Here is a 16,924-nt window from a genome sequence, read left to right on the forward strand (position 1 = left end):
ATGAGTAAAGGATATTGCGAAATGTTACAGGATTATTGATACATTTTTTTGATGGATTCATTTAGAGTCTTATAAATATGGAGTTGTTCTTCATTTTTAATAAGCTCTTCGTGAAGTTTCAAAATCCTTTCGTCGCCTCGCACGGCCGGTCCTGTTTGGGCAGTTTTTGGATCTAAATATTGGATTTTCTCAACAGTTTCATTAATCAAAGGAAGAAAATAACTGAAATCCAAATCCTGAGAATCCGAAATTTCTTTGGCTCTTGCAAACAGATGATTCACAAAGTTGCAGGCGAAAACGGCGGTCAGATGGATGTATTTCCGTTTTTCGTAAGTTGAAATTTCAACATTTTCGGAAATGATGGACGCTAATTCTAATAATGATTTTTCGTCAATTTGATTCTCCGCTTCTATGAAAAATGGAATTTTGGAATAGTCCAGATTTTTCGTTTTGGAAAAAGTTTGCAGCGGATAAAAACTTGCTTTTCGGTAGTTTCCCTTCAAGATTTCTTTCGGCAATGATCCGGAAGTGTGTGCCACAAGCGCCTTGTCATTTTTTATTAATTCCGAAACCTTTTCCACGGCATCGTCGGACACGGCAATAATGTAAAGATCCGCATCCTCCAGATTTTCAATGGAATAAGGAATGTTAAATTCATTCGAAATCTTGGACAGTTCTTCCGCATTCCTGCCAAAAATCTGCTGTATTTCGATTTTATATTGAGTAAAAGCTTTTGCCAGATGATAAGCCACATTCCCCGAGCCGATAATTACAATTTTCATAATCCAAAGATAAGGATTTGGCGCAGATTTAATTATTAATCGGATGTTAGATTGGGCATTTTTTCAAGAGAAAAGCAAAAAATAATTTAACTTTGACCATATTTTATAATCAAAACCACGATACATCTGAATGAAGCTCAAAGATGAGGAAATTATAACGCTCTTCGCCAAGCCGCAAACGGTAGAGAAGGGGTTGCGCGCGATGATGGATGCTTATCAGAGTCGTCTTTACTGGCATATCCGGCGACTGATTGTGGATCACGACGGCGCTCAGGATGTTTTGCAGGATACATTTATCAAGGCGTATCAGAATATTCATCAGTTCAAAAATGACAGCAAACTGTACACTTGGCTCTACAGAATCGCTACCAACGAGGCTTTGCAAGCGCTCAACAAGATGAACCGGATGAAAAAAACAGATGAAGATGCAGAATATCACATGCAGAACTTGGTAGCCGACAATGCCGGGCAGGATGCGGAAGAGATTCAGGTTTTTTTGCAAAAGGCTATTCAAACCTTGCCGGAGAAGCAGAAACTGGTGTTCAATCTTAGGTATTACGACGATCTGCCTTATGAGGAGATTTCAAAAATACTCGATATGTCTGTTGGCACTTTGAAAACAAATTATCACTACGCCAAGGACAAAGTGGAGCAATATATTAAGGACAATTACTCGCAAGAGTTTTAAATAAAAAGAAAATGAAAATAGATATAGAAAAACTTGAGAGAAAAAACCCATTTCCGGAACCATCGGAGGATTTTTTCAGCGAAATGCAGACCAATGTGATCGCGCAAACTGTTGAGAAAAACGCACCTTTGGTAAAAAAAGAAACGAAAGTTTTCTCGCTCAATTTACGATGGATGGCCGCTGCCGCTGTGATCTTGATCGCAGGAATTACCGTTTTCTTGGGATTCGGTAATGATTCTGAAATTTCTATGGCTGAGCAAACCGCAACGGTGGACAGCGTTTATGAAATTGAAAAACCGAGTCAGCCAACTTCAATGGCATTAAGCACAAACGATACGAGTGCCACAGAAGGCGCCACTGAAATTTCCAGAGCGATGCCTGTGAAAACGGTTCAAAGATCTGAGTCTTCCAATTCCGAAAGCCAAGATTCTTCCGTTACCAATAAAGTTGCCGGACAAGATTACGCTTTCGAACCCCCCAAAAAACCGGAATCAGAAGTCGAAAAAGTGCTTGCCGCTTTCACGCCCGATCAACTGCGCGATCTTGACAAAAACAGTGAACAAGACCTGTATCTCGATCTTTATAATTAATTAAAAATCAGAAAAATGAATAAAGTTTTATTAATTATTTTGATCGCCGGATTGTCTGCAACTCCTACTGCAAAAGGGCAACAGAGAAGTTCCGGAAACCCAAGCGGTAAAACACCCGCAGCACCGACTTACAAAAGCGGATATACGAGTTCGCTGATGCCGTCGGCAGGGTTCACACAAAAACAGGAAACTATTCCCACTACTTCCGACTGGAAAGCGATGGATATACAAGAGAAAAGAGAAGCCGTCCGCAATATGTCTCCGAAAGACCGAGGGATTTTTCTTCAAAAAATGAAAGAAGATATTGTTATCGATAACCTCGGTATTGCGAAAAATCAGGAAGAACAGTTCAAAGCACTCTACACGGAGTATCAAAATAATCAGAAGCAGATCAAAGAGAAATTCTCCGTTGGTAAAAATGTCCAGAATCTGTCCAATGAAGAGGCGCGGAAACGGCTTGATCAAAGCTTCGAGGTGGGGCAAGAATTGCTCAACAACAGGAGAGCGTACGCCGACAAATTTTTGAAATTTCTTACTCCGCAGCAAGTTTTGATGCTATTCCAAACCGAAGGCAAAATGAGAGACAAAGTACTCGAAAAAAAGAATGACAAATAACACTAAACCTCCAAAAATCGGAGGTTTTTTATTTTATGTCGCACATTCACAAATGTTTCCAAATAATTTTTCCTATTCTATCAAATTTATGTATTTTCGCAGACTGATTATAAACATATAATATTCAAATGGCAATTTTAGGCGAAATTAGAAAAAGATCTTGGCTGTTGGTAGGCGTTATCGCCGTAGCGCTTTTGGCTTTCTTGGTAAATCCCGATACCTTAGACCAAGTTTTTGGCAAGAATCCCAACATTCTTGGGAAAGTGAATGGCGACGAAATTACGAGAGAGGAGCTGAATGACCAGCTGTTCATCATGCAACAGCAAGCGGAGCAGCAAGGCCAGCCAACCAAAGGCTTGGAAGAGCAGGCTTGGCAGATTCTTGTGCAGTCCAAATTGATCAAACAACAATTTGACAAAACCGGATTGACGCTGACCGACGAAACCTTCTGGAGCCAATTGCAATATGACCCTATTTTTGCACAGAATCAGCAATACTTCGATGAGAAAGGCAATTTCCGACTCAAGGAAATAAAAACCGAGATAGAAAAGGCACAAGCTACAAACCCGGAAAATTATAACTTCTGGCTCAAAAACCGCAAAGCCATCGAGTACAGAATGATGGCCAGAATGCTTTTCGGAAACATCACTGCAGGAATCACCACCAGCAAAAAAGAAGCGGAATTGATGATGAAATTCCGGGATGAGATGGCAAACATCGATTATGTAAAAGTAGATTACCTGGATTTTGCTAAAAAAAATAATGTAAAAGTGACGACTCAGGATCTTGCAGATTATATCAAATCGCACCCGACAAGATTCAAGGTAGCCGCCAGCAGAAACCTTGCGTTCGTATATTTCCCGGCGACGCCAAGTCCTCAGGACGAGGCAGCCACACTCAATGAACTCAATAAACTTTTTCTCAAAGGAACGGATGCCTCCAACGGAACAGAAAACTTCCGGAATACGAAGAACGATTCTATGTTCGTAGAGCTTAATTCCGACGTGCCTTTCATCCCTCAATATGTGGCGCCCAACCAATTGCCAACAGCTTTGCAGGATAAAATTGGGACTGCCACAATCGGACAGACCTTTGGACCGTACAAAGAGCAAACGCTTTATGTGGTTTCCAAATTATTGGATAAAAAAGCCTCTGACTCTACTTTGTCAAAACATATTTTGATTGCCTACAAAGGAGCAGAAAGAGCCACAGCTACCAGAACCAAAGAAGAAGCAAAGAAAATTGCCGACAGCTTATTGGCGGTCATCAAAAAAGATCCTAAAAAATTCGCAGACGGTCTTAAGCTGTCCGACGAACCCAATGCTGTCGAAAGAAATGGCAGCGTAGGATGGACGACGCCAGCCAGCCAATTTGCACCGGGATATCTCAGCTTTTTGGCAAATAATCCCAAAGGCGCCATAGGATTGCAAGAAACGGCTTTCGGATATCATATCATCAATATTGAAGATAAAAAAAGTGGCGCTATGACTTACAAAGTGGCTCACCTTGCAAAAAACATCAAAGCGTCTGACAAAACTGAAAATCAAGTCTTGACGCAAGCAACCCGATTCATTCAGCAAACCGAGGGCAAGAGTTTTAATCAGTTTAAAAGCTTAGCTGAAAAGAATAAATATAAGTTTAATAACCCCAAAATGGTCAGTCGATTCCAAGGCACCCTTCCCGGACTGGGGACAGACAAGGATGAAGAAATTATTGCCTGGGCTTTTGACAAAAAAAGAGAAATTGGCGATACAGATATCTTCACCGTGGATGGAACGGGCGACAGGATTGTAGCCTACCTCGTGGGAAAACAAGATGAAGGTCTGGCCGATCCGGAAACTGTGAGAGACCAAATTGAGCTTATTGTGAAAAATAAACTCCTTGCTAAGAAGATCATTGAAAAAATCGATGCCGGAAAATATGCGTCTCTGGATCAGGCGGCTAAAGCATTGGGGACAAACAAGGCAAGCGCAGCGGTTAACCTGTTCAATCCATCCGTCAACGGCGCCATGGAGCCTAAAGTCGCCGGAGCAGCCTTCGGAGTTGCAGCCAACAAATTGTCTCAGCCTGTAGAAGGGATGACCGGTGTTTATCTGGTAGTGAAGAAATCCGTTGCCACGAACAAATTGGCGGGAGATATCAAGCAGATCACAACCGCGATCACACAACAGAATTCGCAGCAATTTGTTGGCGCTTTTTTGAAAAGCCTTCAAGATAATGCCGATATTAAAGACTACAGAATTGAAGTTTGGGACAAAAGTCCTCAGCAATAATTGCAAAAATATTTCATATTAAAATAAAAGCGGCATAATTGTCGCTTTTGTTGTTTTTTATTTATGTCGTTATAACTCCATTATCGCTATATTTGCTAATTACAAAAACCAAAAAACGTGAAGTTAAGTAAAGAATTAAAAATAGGATTAATAGCCGTTTTCGCAGTCGTCAGTTTCGTTATTCTTTATCAGTATATGAAGGGTAAAAACCTTTTTACCACAGACAATGTTTTTTATGTCAAATACGATAATGTCGAAGGTCTGGAAGTTTCCAATCCCGTATCTATCAACGGATTAAAAGTCGGCCAAGTCGAAGAAATAAAGCCAATTACACCGAAGAACGGGAAATTACACTTCGTTGTTAAACTGTCGGTCGACGATAATTTTCAATTCTCAAAAAGATCGACAGTCGAGATATTCGAGCCGGGTTTGATGTCCGGTAAAGAAATGAGAATCAACCTGTTTTATGGCGGCGAAACTGCTAAAGACGGCGACACTTTATCGGGCAGTTTCCAGCTTTCAATGCTTAACTCCTTATCTTCCCAAGTGAAGCCGGTAAAAGACCAATTGTCCAATGTATTACTAAAACTCGATTCTACACTTGCCAGCACCAACAAAATTGTAGATGAGCAAAACAGAAGAGAAATCAGACTCCTTCTTGCCAACCTCAACCGAACCATAGAATCGTTCAAAGCCACATCCGACAGAACCAACAGCATTTTGGCAAATAATGAAAAAGATTTGCACGAAGTCGTCACCAATGCCAATGCAACCGTGCTGACCGCCAACAGAACCCTTGAAAAATACGGCTCCGTGGCCGACAGAATCGATATGGATAAATTAAATGGTACCATAGACCAGTTCAACCAGACGGCGGGCAAACTGAATAGTATTATTTCCGGCATACAAAACGGCGAAGGTTCTCTTGGTAAATTGGCTAAAGATGAAGAACTTTACAACAATCTAACCAAAACATCCAATAACCTCAACGAACTCGTGCAAGATTTAAAAACCAATCCCAAGAGATACGTGAACTTCTCGGTTTTTGGGAAAAATGCAGACAAATAGTGGTGATGCAATATATTGATAATACTATATTTCTCATTCTTTTAATAGCGGGTTTCGGACTGTTTTTTAAAAGTCTGAAAGAGATTTATCGCAATATCAAATTAGGAAAAGAAATCCACAGAACCGATAGAAAATCAGAACGCTGGGCTACGATGGCGAGGGTGGCGCTGGGCCAGAGCAAAATGGTGAAACGCCCGATTGCCGGCATTTTGCACATCTTCGTTTATCTCGGCTTTGTCATTATCAATATAGAATTAATAGAAATCATCATCGATGGGCTCTTCGGAACGCATCGGTTTTTACAAGGCATTTTAGGCAATTCGTTCTACGCAATTTTTACATCGGTTCTGGAAGTTTTGGCACTTCTCGTCCTCGTGGCAGTAACCGTTTTTTTCATCAGAAGAAATTTCTACGGCGTCAAAAGACTCACGATGAAAGAACTTTTCGGTTGGCCAAAGCGCGACGCCAATTGGATCCTCATCATCGAATTTGCCCTGATGGTCGCTTTTCTCACGATGAACGGTGCCGATTATTATTCTGATTCCAACAGATTTGCCGGCAACTTTCCGATTTCGCAGCATCTGGTTCCATTTTTTCAGAATTTTAGTTTAGAAACACTTCACATCATTGAGAAATCGGCTTGGTGGTTTCACTTTGTCGGCGTTTTGTTCTTTATGAATTATCTTTATTATTCCAAACATCTACATATCATTTTGGCTTTTCCGAATACTTGGTTTTCAAATCTCGAGAAAAAAGGAAAATTCAATAATTTGGACTCCGTGACCAAAGAGATTAAACTGATGATGGATCCCAACGCAGATCCTTATGCCGCTCCGGCAGCAACTGAAGCAGAAGCTCCTTCAAAATTTGGCGCAGAAGACGTTTTTGATCTGAATCAAGTTCAATTGATGAATGCCTATTCCTGCACAGAATGCGGCAGATGTACGGCGGTTTGCCCGGCCAATATTACTGGTAAGAAATTATCGCCGAGATTAATCATGATGAAAACCCGAGACCGATTGGAAGAAGTTGGCAAAAACATCAATAAAAACGGAAAATTTGTGGACGATGGCAAAAAATTGGTCAACGATTATATCACCAAAGAAGAGCTTTGGGCTTGCACCACTTGCAATGCTTGCGTAGAAGCTTGTCCGGTTCTTATTGATCCTTTGTCCATCATTTTCGAAATGAGAAGATTCTTGGTAATGGAACAATCCGCTGCACCACAAGAATTAAACTTGATGATGACCAATGTTGAAAACAATGCTGCACCTTGGCAATACAATCAGGCAGATCGGCTGAATTGGGCAAAAGATAATTAACATAACAATGTATTAATCTACCAATGTAACAATCATTAAGCTAATTGTTAAACTGTTACATTTTTTAAATTGGTAAACTGAATATGGATTTCACGATAAAAACAATGGCAGATTACGCTGCAGAAGGCAAATCTCCCGAAGTTCTCTTCTGGGTGGGCTGCGCCGGAAGCTTCGATGACAGAGCCAAAAAAATAACCAAAGCATTCTGCAAAATTCTGAACAAAATCGGAGTAGAATTTGCTGTTCTTGGTCAAGAAGAATCCTGCACAGGAGATCCCGCAAAACGTGCCGGAAACGAATTTGTCTTCCAAATGATGGCTTTGACCAACATCGAAGTTCTGAATGCTTACGAAGTCAAAAAAATTGTAACCGCCTGCCCGCATTGCTTCAACACTTTGAAAAATGAATATCCAAGCTTAGGCGGAAATTATGAAGTTCTTCATCACACCCAGTTCTTGAAAGAATTGATGAATGAAGGCCGACTGAAAATCGAAGGTGGAAGTTTCAAAGGAAAAAAAATCACGTTTCACGATCCTTGTTATCTCGGCCGAGGGAATGATGAATACGAAGCGCCAAGAATGCTTCTCGAAAAACTGGATGCAGAATTGGTGGAAATGAAACGCTGCAAAAGCAACGGACTTTGTTGCGGTGCCGGTGGTGCGCAGATGTTCAAAGAACCGGAAAAAGGTATTAAGGATATTAATGTCGAGAGAACGGAAGAAGCTCTTTCCTTGGAGCCGAAAATCATCGCAACGGGCTGTCCTTTTTGCAATACAATGATGACCGATGGCGTGAAGCATTTCAATAAAAATACGGAAGTGGAAGTAAAAGATATCGTGGAACTTCTGGCTGAAGCCGAGGATCTTTAAATTTTTAAATTTCAAAAATAATATAAACCAAAAACTCAGATGATGTCTGGGTTTTTCGTTTTTACGGAATTGAATAAAAATCCGTAATTTTATCTCTTTAAAAATCCCACTATGCAAATCGAGGAATCAAATATTGTAGAAACAAACGACTATCGCGTCATTATCTATCCGGCTTCAAGACCTTTCACGGCGAAAGAAAGCAAAACGATTGCGGAGAAATTATACGATTTTTTAGGAAACTGGGCAGCCCACGGAAAAGAACTGTCTTCTTCTTTCAAAATTGAAAAAAATCAGTTCATCATCATTTGTGTTGATGAGGAAAAAGAAGCCGCTTCCGGCTGTAGCATCGATGCTTTGGGAAAAGTAATGAGGGAGTTGGATTCGGAATTTGACCTTGGATTATTTGACAGAATGAAAGCCAGTTTCGTAGAAAACGGGGAAGTCAAAACTTTAAAACTTTCCGACTTTAAAAATAAAATAAGGAGCGGCGAATTGTCCAAAGACATCGAAGTTTTCGATTTTTCCAAAAATACTTATCTGGATTTTCTCAGCCATTTCTTGCAGCCTTTCAGCAGAAGTTGGGCGTCTTCTATAGAATAAGTTTTTAGTTGTTGGTATATCCTCCATCAAATTTGTAGACGAAAAGATAGAAGCCTTTGTCCATGTTATAGATTTTGTGAGGTTGATATTTTTTTAATCTAAGAGCATTGTAAATAAACTGTTCAGGCTTAGAACGTGCTTTAAAATCGGCCCGGGATATTGAGCAAACAGTTACGAGGTTTATTTTTCGCTCGATAATGTAATTTCTATATGCATTAGGATCATTATTTTTACGTGTAAGCATCAGTGTAGCGTCATTCAGGCCGGCTCCGTCATAACAGGTTGCCTGTGAGAAATATGCCGTATATCCCGCATCGGTTATTGTAATTCTATCATGAATTTTTAAAGTATTAACTAAGTTTTTGTATGCTCCATAATAACCGACATTTTCTATCTCAATCTGCTTCTTTTGCTGATAGAAATTATAAGATAATTTTACCATTCTGAGAATAACGAGAAAAGACAATATTTTTAAAAAAAGAACAGCTTTTTTACTGATTGAGCCGAAGTTTTCAGGATTGAAATCATAAACCATATAGACACACATCAAAGGAAAGTAATATCTTGAAAATATGCCGGAAGAATAACTTTCAACATTATTCGTGTAGTAGAAGATAAGAATATTCAAAGGTATAAAGAGCAAGAAATTCTTTCTATATGCTAATTCTAATAAAATTGGAATAAAAATAAGCAGTAGCCCACAATAAACAGAAATTTTTGAAAAGGTGTAATGTGTGAGACTTGATTTATAAAGTAAGGGTAATAACACATAATAATCAAAAAAGATTAAATAATATGAAACAAAAATAAATATCGCCGTAACTGATATGAGCGTCTTTCTATAAAAATCTTTTGAAAAAAAGCGGCTGTTTAAATTCCAAAATAGGAGAAAGAGAATAAATTCCGGTCTTATTAACGGTAATAATATAGCAAAATAATTTAGAGCCTGATCCCAGTTTTTAATAAATAAATATAAGATGAGTGCTGCAAAAATACTTTCTAAACCATGCGCAGAATTTAAATAAATCCAAAAAGTAAAAAATAAGGCAATTGAAGAATTGAATAGATTTAATAACCAGTCATTCTTATCAAATTTAAGATGCTGTAATAATCTTATAATAAGAAAACTACCTGCCAAAAGATTAATTGCGAGGAAGATATTTTCAGATTTTATTCCCCAAAAATTAAAAAAAGCCAAGATCCACATCCATATCAGGCTGGTTTGCCCGTTTCCCTGAAATGTGGGATCCAAATTATACCAAGGTTTAAAATGCTCTGCAAGATTCTTAGCGTATTTAAAGGTTATAAAAGAGTCATCTATAATTATATTGGCGGAAATAAGAGAAACTACTATGTATAAAATTACGAAAAATGAAATCAGGGGTATTTTATAATTGATACTTCTCATTGCTACATTCATTTTTGGCTTTATAATTTGGATTAGTAATTAAGAGAAATAGTTTAATTGTGAAAAACTTAAGTTTTTGTTGGTTAAATATTTTTTTTAAATCCATTCTGGGCTTTAAAGACTAATTTAATTCCAGGTGTAATAAAATTATTTTTTTAATTGATTTATTTTTTTAATTTCACAAATATAAACAGCCAAAATAAATAACTATGAAAAAAATAAAAATAATTTCTGTTGATTTTCAATAATTTACACTATTTGTTAATGCTTATTCTTTCTTCTGCATCAAGCATATTTTTTCTTTTTTCAAGAGGAATTAAAGCAACTTTTTTTTTAGAAAATCATTCTCTAATGTCAATTGCCCAATCTTGGCAAACAGTTTCTCCGAAGGAATCTCATCCTTTTTAGAAGCCTCTTTTTCTTGCTTGAAAACCGCTGAAATATTTTTAATTGCTTCTGCTTTCCAGGCTGAAATTTGTGTCGGTAAAAGCTCATATTTCTTGGCTAAAACCTCCAATGTTTCTTTTTCTTTCAAAGCTTCTAAAACAACTTTTGCCTTAAAATCTTTCCCAAATACTCTTCTTGTTCTCGACATAATTTTGCTAATTTAAGATTAATAAATATATCTTAAATACTCCAAAAAAATTGTACGGTTTTTGGGAGGCAGCACATTCAAAGTTTTATCTTTGAGAGAGGATTTGTTTTTATATATTTTATCTTTGTCAGGATTTTTAGAACGATACTTTGAAAATACTTTTCCTTTCTTCGTGGTTCCCCAACAAATTGGAACCTACCAATGGCAATTTTATCCAGCGGCATGCAGAAGCGGTTGCTTTGGAGCACGAGGTAGAAATTCTGCACACGATCGGCGATTTTAACCAAACAGAAACTTTTGTTTTCGATGATAAAGTGATAAATGGAATCAGAACACTGATTGTTTATTACAAAAATTCCAAAAACCCGGTTCAGAATTTTCTTAGGAGAATGAAAGCCTACAAAATGGGCTTTGCGAAAATGCAGAAACCGGATTTGGTTCACGCCAACGTGCTTCACAACAATATGCTTTTTGCGGTCTATCTGAAAAGAAAATTTAAAATTCCGTTTGTGGTAAGCGAACATTGGACGGCTTTGCAACATCAAAATCTCGGAAAAACTTCGGGAATTATCAAGTGGATTGCAAAATTCATCGCGAAAAATGCGTCGTATATTCTTCCGGTCAGCGAGAATCTTCTGGAAAGTTTGCGTTCTCTCGGCATCAAAATACCTATGAAAGTGATTTCCAATGTCGTGAATACCGAAGTTTTTGATATTAAAATAAATGATGAAAATCCCACAGTCAAATTTCTCCACATATCCAGTTTGATTCCCAGAAAAAGACCCGATAAAATCATAGAAGCAATTTATAAACTTAAACAAAGTCATTATAATGTTTCTCTGGAGATCGGAGGCGACGGCGATACGGAAACGCTGAGAAATCTTATCAAAAAGCTCAATGCTGAGAACTATATTTCGGTTTTTGACGAAATCAGTTATGCCGAAGTTGCAGAGAAAATGCAGAATTCCGATTGTTTTATTCTTTTCAGTGACAACGAAACGCAAGGCTGTGTCATTCTGGAATCCTACGCCTGCGGCAAACCTGTGATTGCAACGGCCGTCGGTGGCGTTCCAGAATTTGTAAAGCCGGGTTTTGGTATTTTGATAGAAAAAGCAAACGAAACAGAACTTTACGAAGCAATGAAAAGTTTTGCGGATCAAAAAATGAAGTTCGAAAAACCAGAAATTCTACGTCAATATGTGCTTGATAATTTTTCCAAAGAAAGCATCTGCAGACAGTTTACAGCGATTTATAATCAAGTGGTGAAGGGATGAAAGGCTTTCAAATCAATATCGCCGACACGCTTCGTTCCTCGGTATATTTTGCTGATGATTACGATTCTTTTGTCTTAAAAAATGAAAGTCTGGAAATCGCTGTGGAAGGCCTTATTCTCAACAAAGCACCACTTCTGAAGGCCAATAATACTTCGGATTTCCCAACTCTTTTTGAAAAATTTTATAAAGAAAAAAAAATCAATGCGATACAGAAATTAGAAGGCGAATTTCGGGGTTATATCTGGGACAAATCTGAGGAAAAACTATATGTTTTTACCAATCCAACAGCCACGCAGCGCGTTTTTTATTCAAAAGAGAAAGATCGTGTTTTCGTGGATTCGCATTTGGTTCGATTAAATCAAACTTTGAGGGAAACTCAAATTCGCACAACGCCAAATATCACCAATCTATACCAATTATTGGCGTTTGGAAATATGCTGGAGAATGAAACGCCTGTTGAAAATGTTTATAAAATTCTCGATGGTCATTACCTCGAGATCGATTTGAAAACGCAAGTGATCGTCCAGAAAACGTATTTTGATTTGGAGAATATCACTTATTTCCAAGGTTCTAAAGAAGAAGCTATTGAGAATTTGAATTCGATTTTTTCAGAAAATATTGCTTTCGAATATGAAAAAGATAATGAGCTGAATGCTAAGCATTTTACGCTACTAAGCGGCGGTTTGGACAGCCGGATGGGATTGCTGACCGCCGTAGAGCTTGGCTATAAACCCGACGAAGCATTTTGCTTTTCGCAGTCGGGCTATTTGGACGAGACGATTTCCCGAAAAATCGCAGCAGATTACCATATCCCGTACCGATTTCAGTCTTTGGACGGCGGCATTTACCTAAAATACATCGACAAACTTACCGACCTATCCGAAGGTTGCGGCCTTTTTACGGGCGGCATCCACGTTCAATATGCATTTGAAAATTTGAATCCTATTGATTTTAAAATTGTTCACAGCGGCTCGATTGGTGACGGTATTTTAGGTGGCTTCAACACCGCTCCTCGCCGGCAAAAGCCCGGTGAATTCAAAATCGTGGTCAACAAAAGATTTCTGCCGAAAGTGCGCTCAGCATTTGATGAGATTCGAAATCTATACGAGTCGGAAGAATTATTTTATTTACGGAATGTTGCGTACAACAGAACGGTTTTGGGAGCGCAAGTCATCCAGCAATATGCGTATCAAACCTCACCGTTTATGTCCCAAAAAATGCTGGAATTGGCCATCAGCCTGCCGGAAAAATGGAAAATCAATCAGAAACTGTACTTGGAATGGCTCAATCAATATTTGCCAAATGCTGCCAATTACACGTGGGAAAAAACAGGTATGAGACCAGATGCGCAGTGGAAAAGCACTTTCGGACCCAAAGTTTTGAAACGGATTTTCAAAATATGGAATTCCAAAATTACCAGGCAAACCGAGCGCACCAGCATGTATCCTTATGAATTTTATTATTACAATTCTCGAGATATTCAGGATTATTACCAATCATATTTTGCCGGTAATCTGTGGCGCTTGGAAAACTATCCGGAACTGAAAACCGATGTCGAGTTTCTCTTTTCGCAAAAGGATTTTTATCAAAAGAGTCAGGCGGTCAATATTTTAGCTATTTTTAAGTTATTTTTCAATTAGTGGGAAGCCTGTCAGATTTCATTCGCAATTTTTTCAAAAACAAAGGTCATTTTGTCTTTGGGTCTTTGCTTATTGCCAAGATTTGCGGCTTCATCGGCTCCGTGGCAATTATCCGGTTGTTGCCGGCAGACGAGTTTGGGTTGATCAGCATTGTGGCTTCCTTGTCTGCGGTTTTTCTCGCTTTCAGCGGGTTCGGAAGTCAGCAGATTCTCCTGAGATATGGCGCTATCGCGAAAACTACGGAACAAAAAAACGCCCTTTCCGCTTATCTTTGGAAGCAGGGATTTTATTATCAGATGGCGCTTGGCTTGGTATTTCTGCTGACCGCATTTTTTTATCTTGAGAAGTTTGAGAACATTCTTGTATTGTTTTTAGCATTTGCGGTTCGGCTGCTTGGTTTTTTTTTCTACAACCATATCCAGTCGCAGTTGCGGATTAGCGGGAACAATAAAGAATTTGCAAAGCTCAATAATGTGGTCAATATTTTAGGCTTGATTTCAATGCTTGTTTTGACCTATTTTTTTGGACTATTGGGTTATCTCGTTGCCGTTGCATTGATGCCTTTTGTCGCATTATTTTGGTTCAAAAATATGGATTTCACAAAGAAAAATGAATCTTTTGGTTTTTCGAAGAAAGAAATTTGGCGCTACGGATTATTTACCGCCGGAACTGCGGTTTTGAGCGATGCTCTGTTTTCTTTGGACATTATTTTGTTAAGCTTTTTGATGAATGAAGCCGCCGTTGCCCATTACAAAACCGCCATCCTGATTCCCGCCAATTTGACCTTCATTGCGCTCACTTTTATGCAAAGCGATTTCCCCGAATTGGCAAGAAATTATAATCATAAAAGTTATTTAAAATATTATATTTTAAATTATTACAAAATATTTATTCCACTTTGCTTGATCATTTTTATTGTCATTTTTGCTATTCATCCTTTTATTATCAAGCTTTTTTTCGGAGAAAGATACCAGGGAATAGAGAGCGCTTTTTTGATTCTCACGGCTGCATTTTTACTCAATATGCTGCTGCGGAATCTCTACGGAAATCTGTTGTCAGCAGTGGGAAAGATGGCATATAATACCGTGGTTTCGGGTTTTGCATTGGTCGTTTTATTGGTTCTGTCTTTTATTTTTGTTCCGAAATTGGGTTTCTTGGGAATGGCGATTGCCCAATCGATCACTTTGTTGTTCACGGGCTTGTCCTTAATGGGTGGATTCCTCCGCTACTACCGAAAATTGTCTTGAGAATTTTTATCTTTGCAAGGATGAAACCCAAGTTCTCTATTTTTTTATTAGCCATCGTTCTGCTTTTTTCTTGTCAAAATGACGATGGCGATACGCAAAGCATCGATCAGGTTCTCAGACTTTATATGAGGAGCTCTACGACCGGCCAAGATTTGCTGAATCCCAAAATAGAAGGTTCATATTCTACGCCGGTTTTGCTCGATCTCTTGGGAGAGCGCGACTTGCAATCGATCTCGGGCTATTCTTTTCTCAAAGATGCAGATACCGTAGTTTATCTGGAGTATGTTGCAGGTGCGGTCCGGCTGAAAATCGATTCTCTTAGCGATGATACCGAACAGACTTATTATTCCAAATTCATTATCAGACTGCCGAAAACGGTCAATACTCTTGTTGTAAACGATGACGACACCATCAAGATTGAGTACAAAAATTCGCCTTCACTTTTTCAGATTTCAAAACTTTGGTATAATGATGAACTTAAATTCACAAAAGTTCCTGGGCAGCCAAACACTGTGAAAATCGTGAAATAAAATCCCTAAATTTGCGCCGGCAGTCCGATTTTTTTTCATCTAAAATGAATTTCTGACTACCAACAATCATCAATCAACAACCAAACTATGTTACAGGTTAATTTTTTACGCGATAACAAAGAGCGCGTTTTGGAAGGCTTGAAGAAGAGAAACTTCAAGGAATTAGACTTGGTCGATGCAGCCATCAAAGCTGACGACGAGAGGAAAAAACTGCAGTACGAGCTGGATTCGCAACTTTCCGAGATGAACAAAATTTCGAAAGAAATCGGAATTCTGATGAAAGATGGGAAAAAAGAAGAAGCCGAAGCTGCCAAATCCAAAACGGCACAGTTCAAAGAATCGAGCAAAGAATTGCAATCGCAATTGGGCGAAGTGGAGAAAACCTTGATCAACATTCTGTATCAGATTCCGAACATTCCCCACGAGAAAGTGCCTGCGGGAGTTTCTGCCGATGACAACGAGATTGTTTATCAGTCCACTTCGGTAGAAGGACTTGGCGAAGGCGCCATTCCGCATTGGGAATTGGCAAAAAAATACAACCTCATCGATTTTGAATTGGGCGTGAAAATCGCCGGCGCCGGTTTCCCTGTTTATTTTGGGAAAGGTGCAAGATTGCAACGAGCCTTGGTGCAATATTTCTTGGATAAGAACGTGGATGCCGGCTATCTGGAAGTGAATCCGCCGCACGTGGTGAACGAAGCTTCGGGCTACGGAACCGGACAATTGCCCGATAAAGAAGGACAAATGTACTACGTGAATGCTGACGATTTATATTTGATACCAACGGCGGAAGTTCCGGTGACGAATCTCTACCGCGATGTTTTGCTGGATGAGAAAGATCTGCCAATCAAGAATACGGCGTTTTCTCAATGCTACCGGAGAGAAGCGGGAAGTTATGGCGCTCACGTGAGAGGTTTGAACAGACTTCACCAATTCGAAAAAGTGGAAATTGTAAGACTTGAGAAACCTGAAAATTCTTACGCTGTTTTGGAAGAAATGGTAGCGCACATCAAATCTATTTTGGAAGATCTGGAATTGCCTTACAGAATCCTGAGACTTTGCGGAGGCGACACAGGTTTTGCATCTGCAATGACTTACGACTTCGAGGTCTGGAGCGCGGCTCAGGAAAAATGGCTGGAAGTCAGTTCGGTTTCCAATTTCGAAACATTCCAGGCCAATCGATTGAAATGCCGTTTCAAAGCGGATGGAAAAACGCAATTGGTTCACACGCTGAATGGTTCCGCAATGGCCTTACCAAGAATTATGGCGGCGCTTTTGGAAAATAATCAAACCGAAGAAGGCATCAAATTACCAAAGAAAATCGCAGAATATGCAAAGTTTGAATTGATCAATTAATTCTTTATCAGTAATTCATTAAAATAGGAAAGCCACAAAGTTTATTTGTGGTTTTTTGTATTGAATT

The 16,924-nt window shown here is 39.0% G+C and carries 16 protein-coding genes; 13 read left to right on the forward strand and 3 right to left on the reverse strand.

Annotated features, from left to right (window positions below; all coding sequences use genetic code 11):
• Window positions 1–32: 32 nt before the first annotated feature.
• Complete coding sequence (locus DTW91_RS02350) at window positions 33–782, reverse strand: Rossmann-like and DUF2520 domain-containing protein (protein ID WP_125201806.1); 750 nt, start codon at window positions 780–782, stop codon at window positions 33–35.
• Window positions 783–912: 130 nt separating this feature from the next.
• Between DTW91_RS02350 and DTW91_RS02355 the strand changes: the two genes are divergently transcribed.
• The 8 genes from DTW91_RS02355 (at window position 913) to DTW91_RS02390 (ending at window position 8,807) form a co-directional block, all read left to right on the forward strand.
• Window positions 913–1,470 (forward strand): RNA polymerase sigma factor, encoded by a 558-nt coding sequence (locus tag DTW91_RS02355; protein ID WP_125201807.1) that lies wholly within the window; start codon window positions 913–915, stop codon window positions 1,468–1,470.
• Window positions 1,471–1,481: 11 nt separating this feature from the next.
• The gene (locus DTW91_RS02360) at window positions 1,482–2,060 is read left to right on the forward strand and encodes a hypothetical protein (RefSeq protein WP_125201808.1); all 579 of its coding nucleotides are present in this window, start codon (window positions 1,482–1,484) and stop codon (window positions 2,058–2,060) included.
• A 15-nt stretch (window positions 2,061–2,075) separates the two neighbouring features.
• On the forward strand, window positions 2,076–2,675 hold the full coding sequence (locus DTW91_RS02365; RefSeq protein WP_125201809.1) for a hypothetical protein: 600 nt from the start codon (window positions 2,076–2,078) through the stop codon (window positions 2,673–2,675).
• Window positions 2,676–2,803: 128 nt separating this feature from the next.
• Complete coding sequence (locus tag DTW91_RS02370; protein ID WP_125201810.1) at window positions 2,804–4,948, forward strand: peptidylprolyl isomerase; 2,145 nt, start codon at window positions 2,804–2,806, stop codon at window positions 4,946–4,948.
• A 117-nt stretch (window positions 4,949–5,065) separates the two neighbouring features.
• On the forward strand, window positions 5,066–6,016 hold the full coding sequence (locus DTW91_RS02375; RefSeq protein ID WP_125201811.1) for an MlaD family protein: 951 nt from the start codon (window positions 5,066–5,068) through the stop codon (window positions 6,014–6,016).
• A gap of 5 nt (window positions 6,017–6,021) precedes the next feature.
• Entirely contained in the window at window positions 6,022–7,338 is a 1,317-nt protein-coding gene (locus tag DTW91_RS02380; protein ID WP_125201812.1) for a (Fe-S)-binding protein, read from the forward strand.
• Between the two features lie 83 nt (window positions 7,339–7,421).
• Window positions 7,422–8,207 carry a (Fe-S)-binding protein gene (locus DTW91_RS02385; RefSeq protein ID WP_125201813.1) on the forward strand — a complete coding sequence of 262 codons (786 nt, stop codon included), beginning with the start codon at window positions 7,422–7,424 and terminating at the stop codon, window positions 8,205–8,207.
• A gap of 111 nt (window positions 8,208–8,318) precedes the next feature.
• Window positions 8,319–8,807: a hypothetical protein gene (locus tag DTW91_RS02390; protein ID WP_125201814.1), complete on the forward strand. Its 489-nt coding sequence runs from the start codon at window positions 8,319–8,321 to the stop codon at window positions 8,805–8,807.
• Window positions 8,808–8,811: 4 nt separating this feature from the next.
• Here the strand turns inward: DTW91_RS02390 and DTW91_RS02395 are convergent, their stop codons facing one another.
• On the reverse strand, window positions 8,812–10,227 hold the full coding sequence (locus DTW91_RS02395; RefSeq protein WP_148096877.1) for a hypothetical protein: 1,416 nt from the start codon (window positions 10,225–10,227) through the stop codon (window positions 8,812–8,814).
• Between the two features lie 304 nt (window positions 10,228–10,531).
• Window positions 10,532–10,750 carry a hypothetical protein gene (locus tag DTW91_RS02400; RefSeq protein ID WP_410493718.1) on the reverse strand — a complete coding sequence of 73 codons (219 nt, stop codon included), beginning with the start codon at window positions 10,748–10,750 and terminating at the stop codon, window positions 10,532–10,534.
• 209 nt (window positions 10,751–10,959) lie between these two features.
• Between DTW91_RS02400 and DTW91_RS02405 the strand changes: the two genes are divergently transcribed.
• From DTW91_RS02405 to serS, 5 genes are all read left to right on the forward strand, one after another.
• Window positions 10,960–12,084 carry a glycosyltransferase family 4 protein gene (locus DTW91_RS02405; protein WP_125201817.1) on the forward strand — a complete coding sequence of 375 codons (1,125 nt, stop codon included), beginning with the start codon at window positions 10,960–10,962 and terminating at the stop codon, window positions 12,082–12,084.
• Window positions 12,081–13,724, forward strand: coding sequence for a hypothetical protein (locus DTW91_RS02410; RefSeq protein ID WP_125201818.1), 1,644 nt, complete (start codon window positions 12,081–12,083; stop codon window positions 13,722–13,724). The genes DTW91_RS02405 and DTW91_RS02410 overlap by 4 nt, the downstream gene beginning before the upstream one ends.
• Window positions 13,724–14,971: an oligosaccharide flippase family protein gene (locus tag DTW91_RS02415; RefSeq protein ID WP_185144719.1), complete on the forward strand. Its 1,248-nt coding sequence runs from the start codon at window positions 13,724–13,726 to the stop codon at window positions 14,969–14,971. Before DTW91_RS02410 ends, DTW91_RS02415 begins: the two co-directional genes overlap by 1 nt.
• Window positions 14,972–14,991: 20 nt before the next feature.
• Window positions 14,992–15,501 (forward strand): hypothetical protein, encoded by a 510-nt coding sequence (locus DTW91_RS02420; protein WP_125201820.1) that lies wholly within the window; start codon window positions 14,992–14,994, stop codon window positions 15,499–15,501.
• Window positions 15,502–15,588: 87 nt separating this feature from the next.
• Window positions 15,589–16,857 carry a serine--tRNA ligase gene (gene serS, locus DTW91_RS02425; RefSeq protein WP_125201821.1) on the forward strand — a complete coding sequence of 423 codons (1,269 nt, stop codon included), beginning with the start codon at window positions 15,589–15,591 and terminating at the stop codon, window positions 16,855–16,857.
• The last annotated feature ends 67 nt before the right edge of the window (window positions 16,858–16,924 follow it).

Source organism: Chryseobacterium sp. SC28, from assembly GCF_003932955.1.
Classification (GTDB): domain Bacteria; phylum Bacteroidota; class Bacteroidia; order Flavobacteriales; family Weeksellaceae; genus Epilithonimonas.

What these genes read in the sequence shown, in the direction of transcription:
- DTW91_RS02350 (WP_125201806.1), bottom strand. Translation starts at nt 782, where the DNA reads ATGAAAATTGTAATTATCGGCTCGGGGAATGTGGCTTATCATCTGGCA.
- DTW91_RS02355 (WP_125201807.1), top strand. Translation starts at nt 913, where the DNA reads ATGAAGCTCAAAGATGAGGAAATTATAACGCTCTTCGCCAAGCCGCAA.
- DTW91_RS02360 (WP_125201808.1), top strand. Translation starts at nt 1,482, where the DNA reads ATGAAAATAGATATAGAAAAACTTGAGAGAAAAAACCCATTTCCGGAA.
- DTW91_RS02365 (WP_125201809.1), top strand. Translation starts at nt 2,076, where the DNA reads ATGAATAAAGTTTTATTAATTATTTTGATCGCCGGATTGTCTGCAACT.
- DTW91_RS02370 (WP_125201810.1), top strand. Translation starts at nt 2,804, where the DNA reads ATGGCAATTTTAGGCGAAATTAGAAAAAGATCTTGGCTGTTGGTAGGC.
- DTW91_RS02380 (WP_125201812.1), top strand. Translation starts at nt 6,022, where the DNA reads ATGCAATATATTGATAATACTATATTTCTCATTCTTTTAATAGCGGGT.
- DTW91_RS02385 (WP_125201813.1), top strand. Translation starts at nt 7,422, where the DNA reads ATGGATTTCACGATAAAAACAATGGCAGATTACGCTGCAGAAGGCAAA.
- DTW91_RS02390 (WP_125201814.1), top strand. Translation starts at nt 8,319, where the DNA reads ATGCAAATCGAGGAATCAAATATTGTAGAAACAAACGACTATCGCGTC.
- DTW91_RS02395 (WP_148096877.1), bottom strand. Translation starts at nt 10,227, where the DNA reads ATGAATGTAGCAATGAGAAGTATCAATTATAAAATACCCCTGATTTCA.
- DTW91_RS02410 (WP_125201818.1), top strand. Translation starts at nt 12,081, where the DNA reads ATGAAAGGCTTTCAAATCAATATCGCCGACACGCTTCGTTCCTCGGTA.
- DTW91_RS02420 (WP_125201820.1), top strand. Translation starts at nt 14,992, where the DNA reads ATGAAACCCAAGTTCTCTATTTTTTTATTAGCCATCGTTCTGCTTTTT.
- serS (WP_125201821.1), top strand. Translation starts at nt 15,589, where the DNA reads ATGTTACAGGTTAATTTTTTACGCGATAACAAAGAGCGCGTTTTGGAA.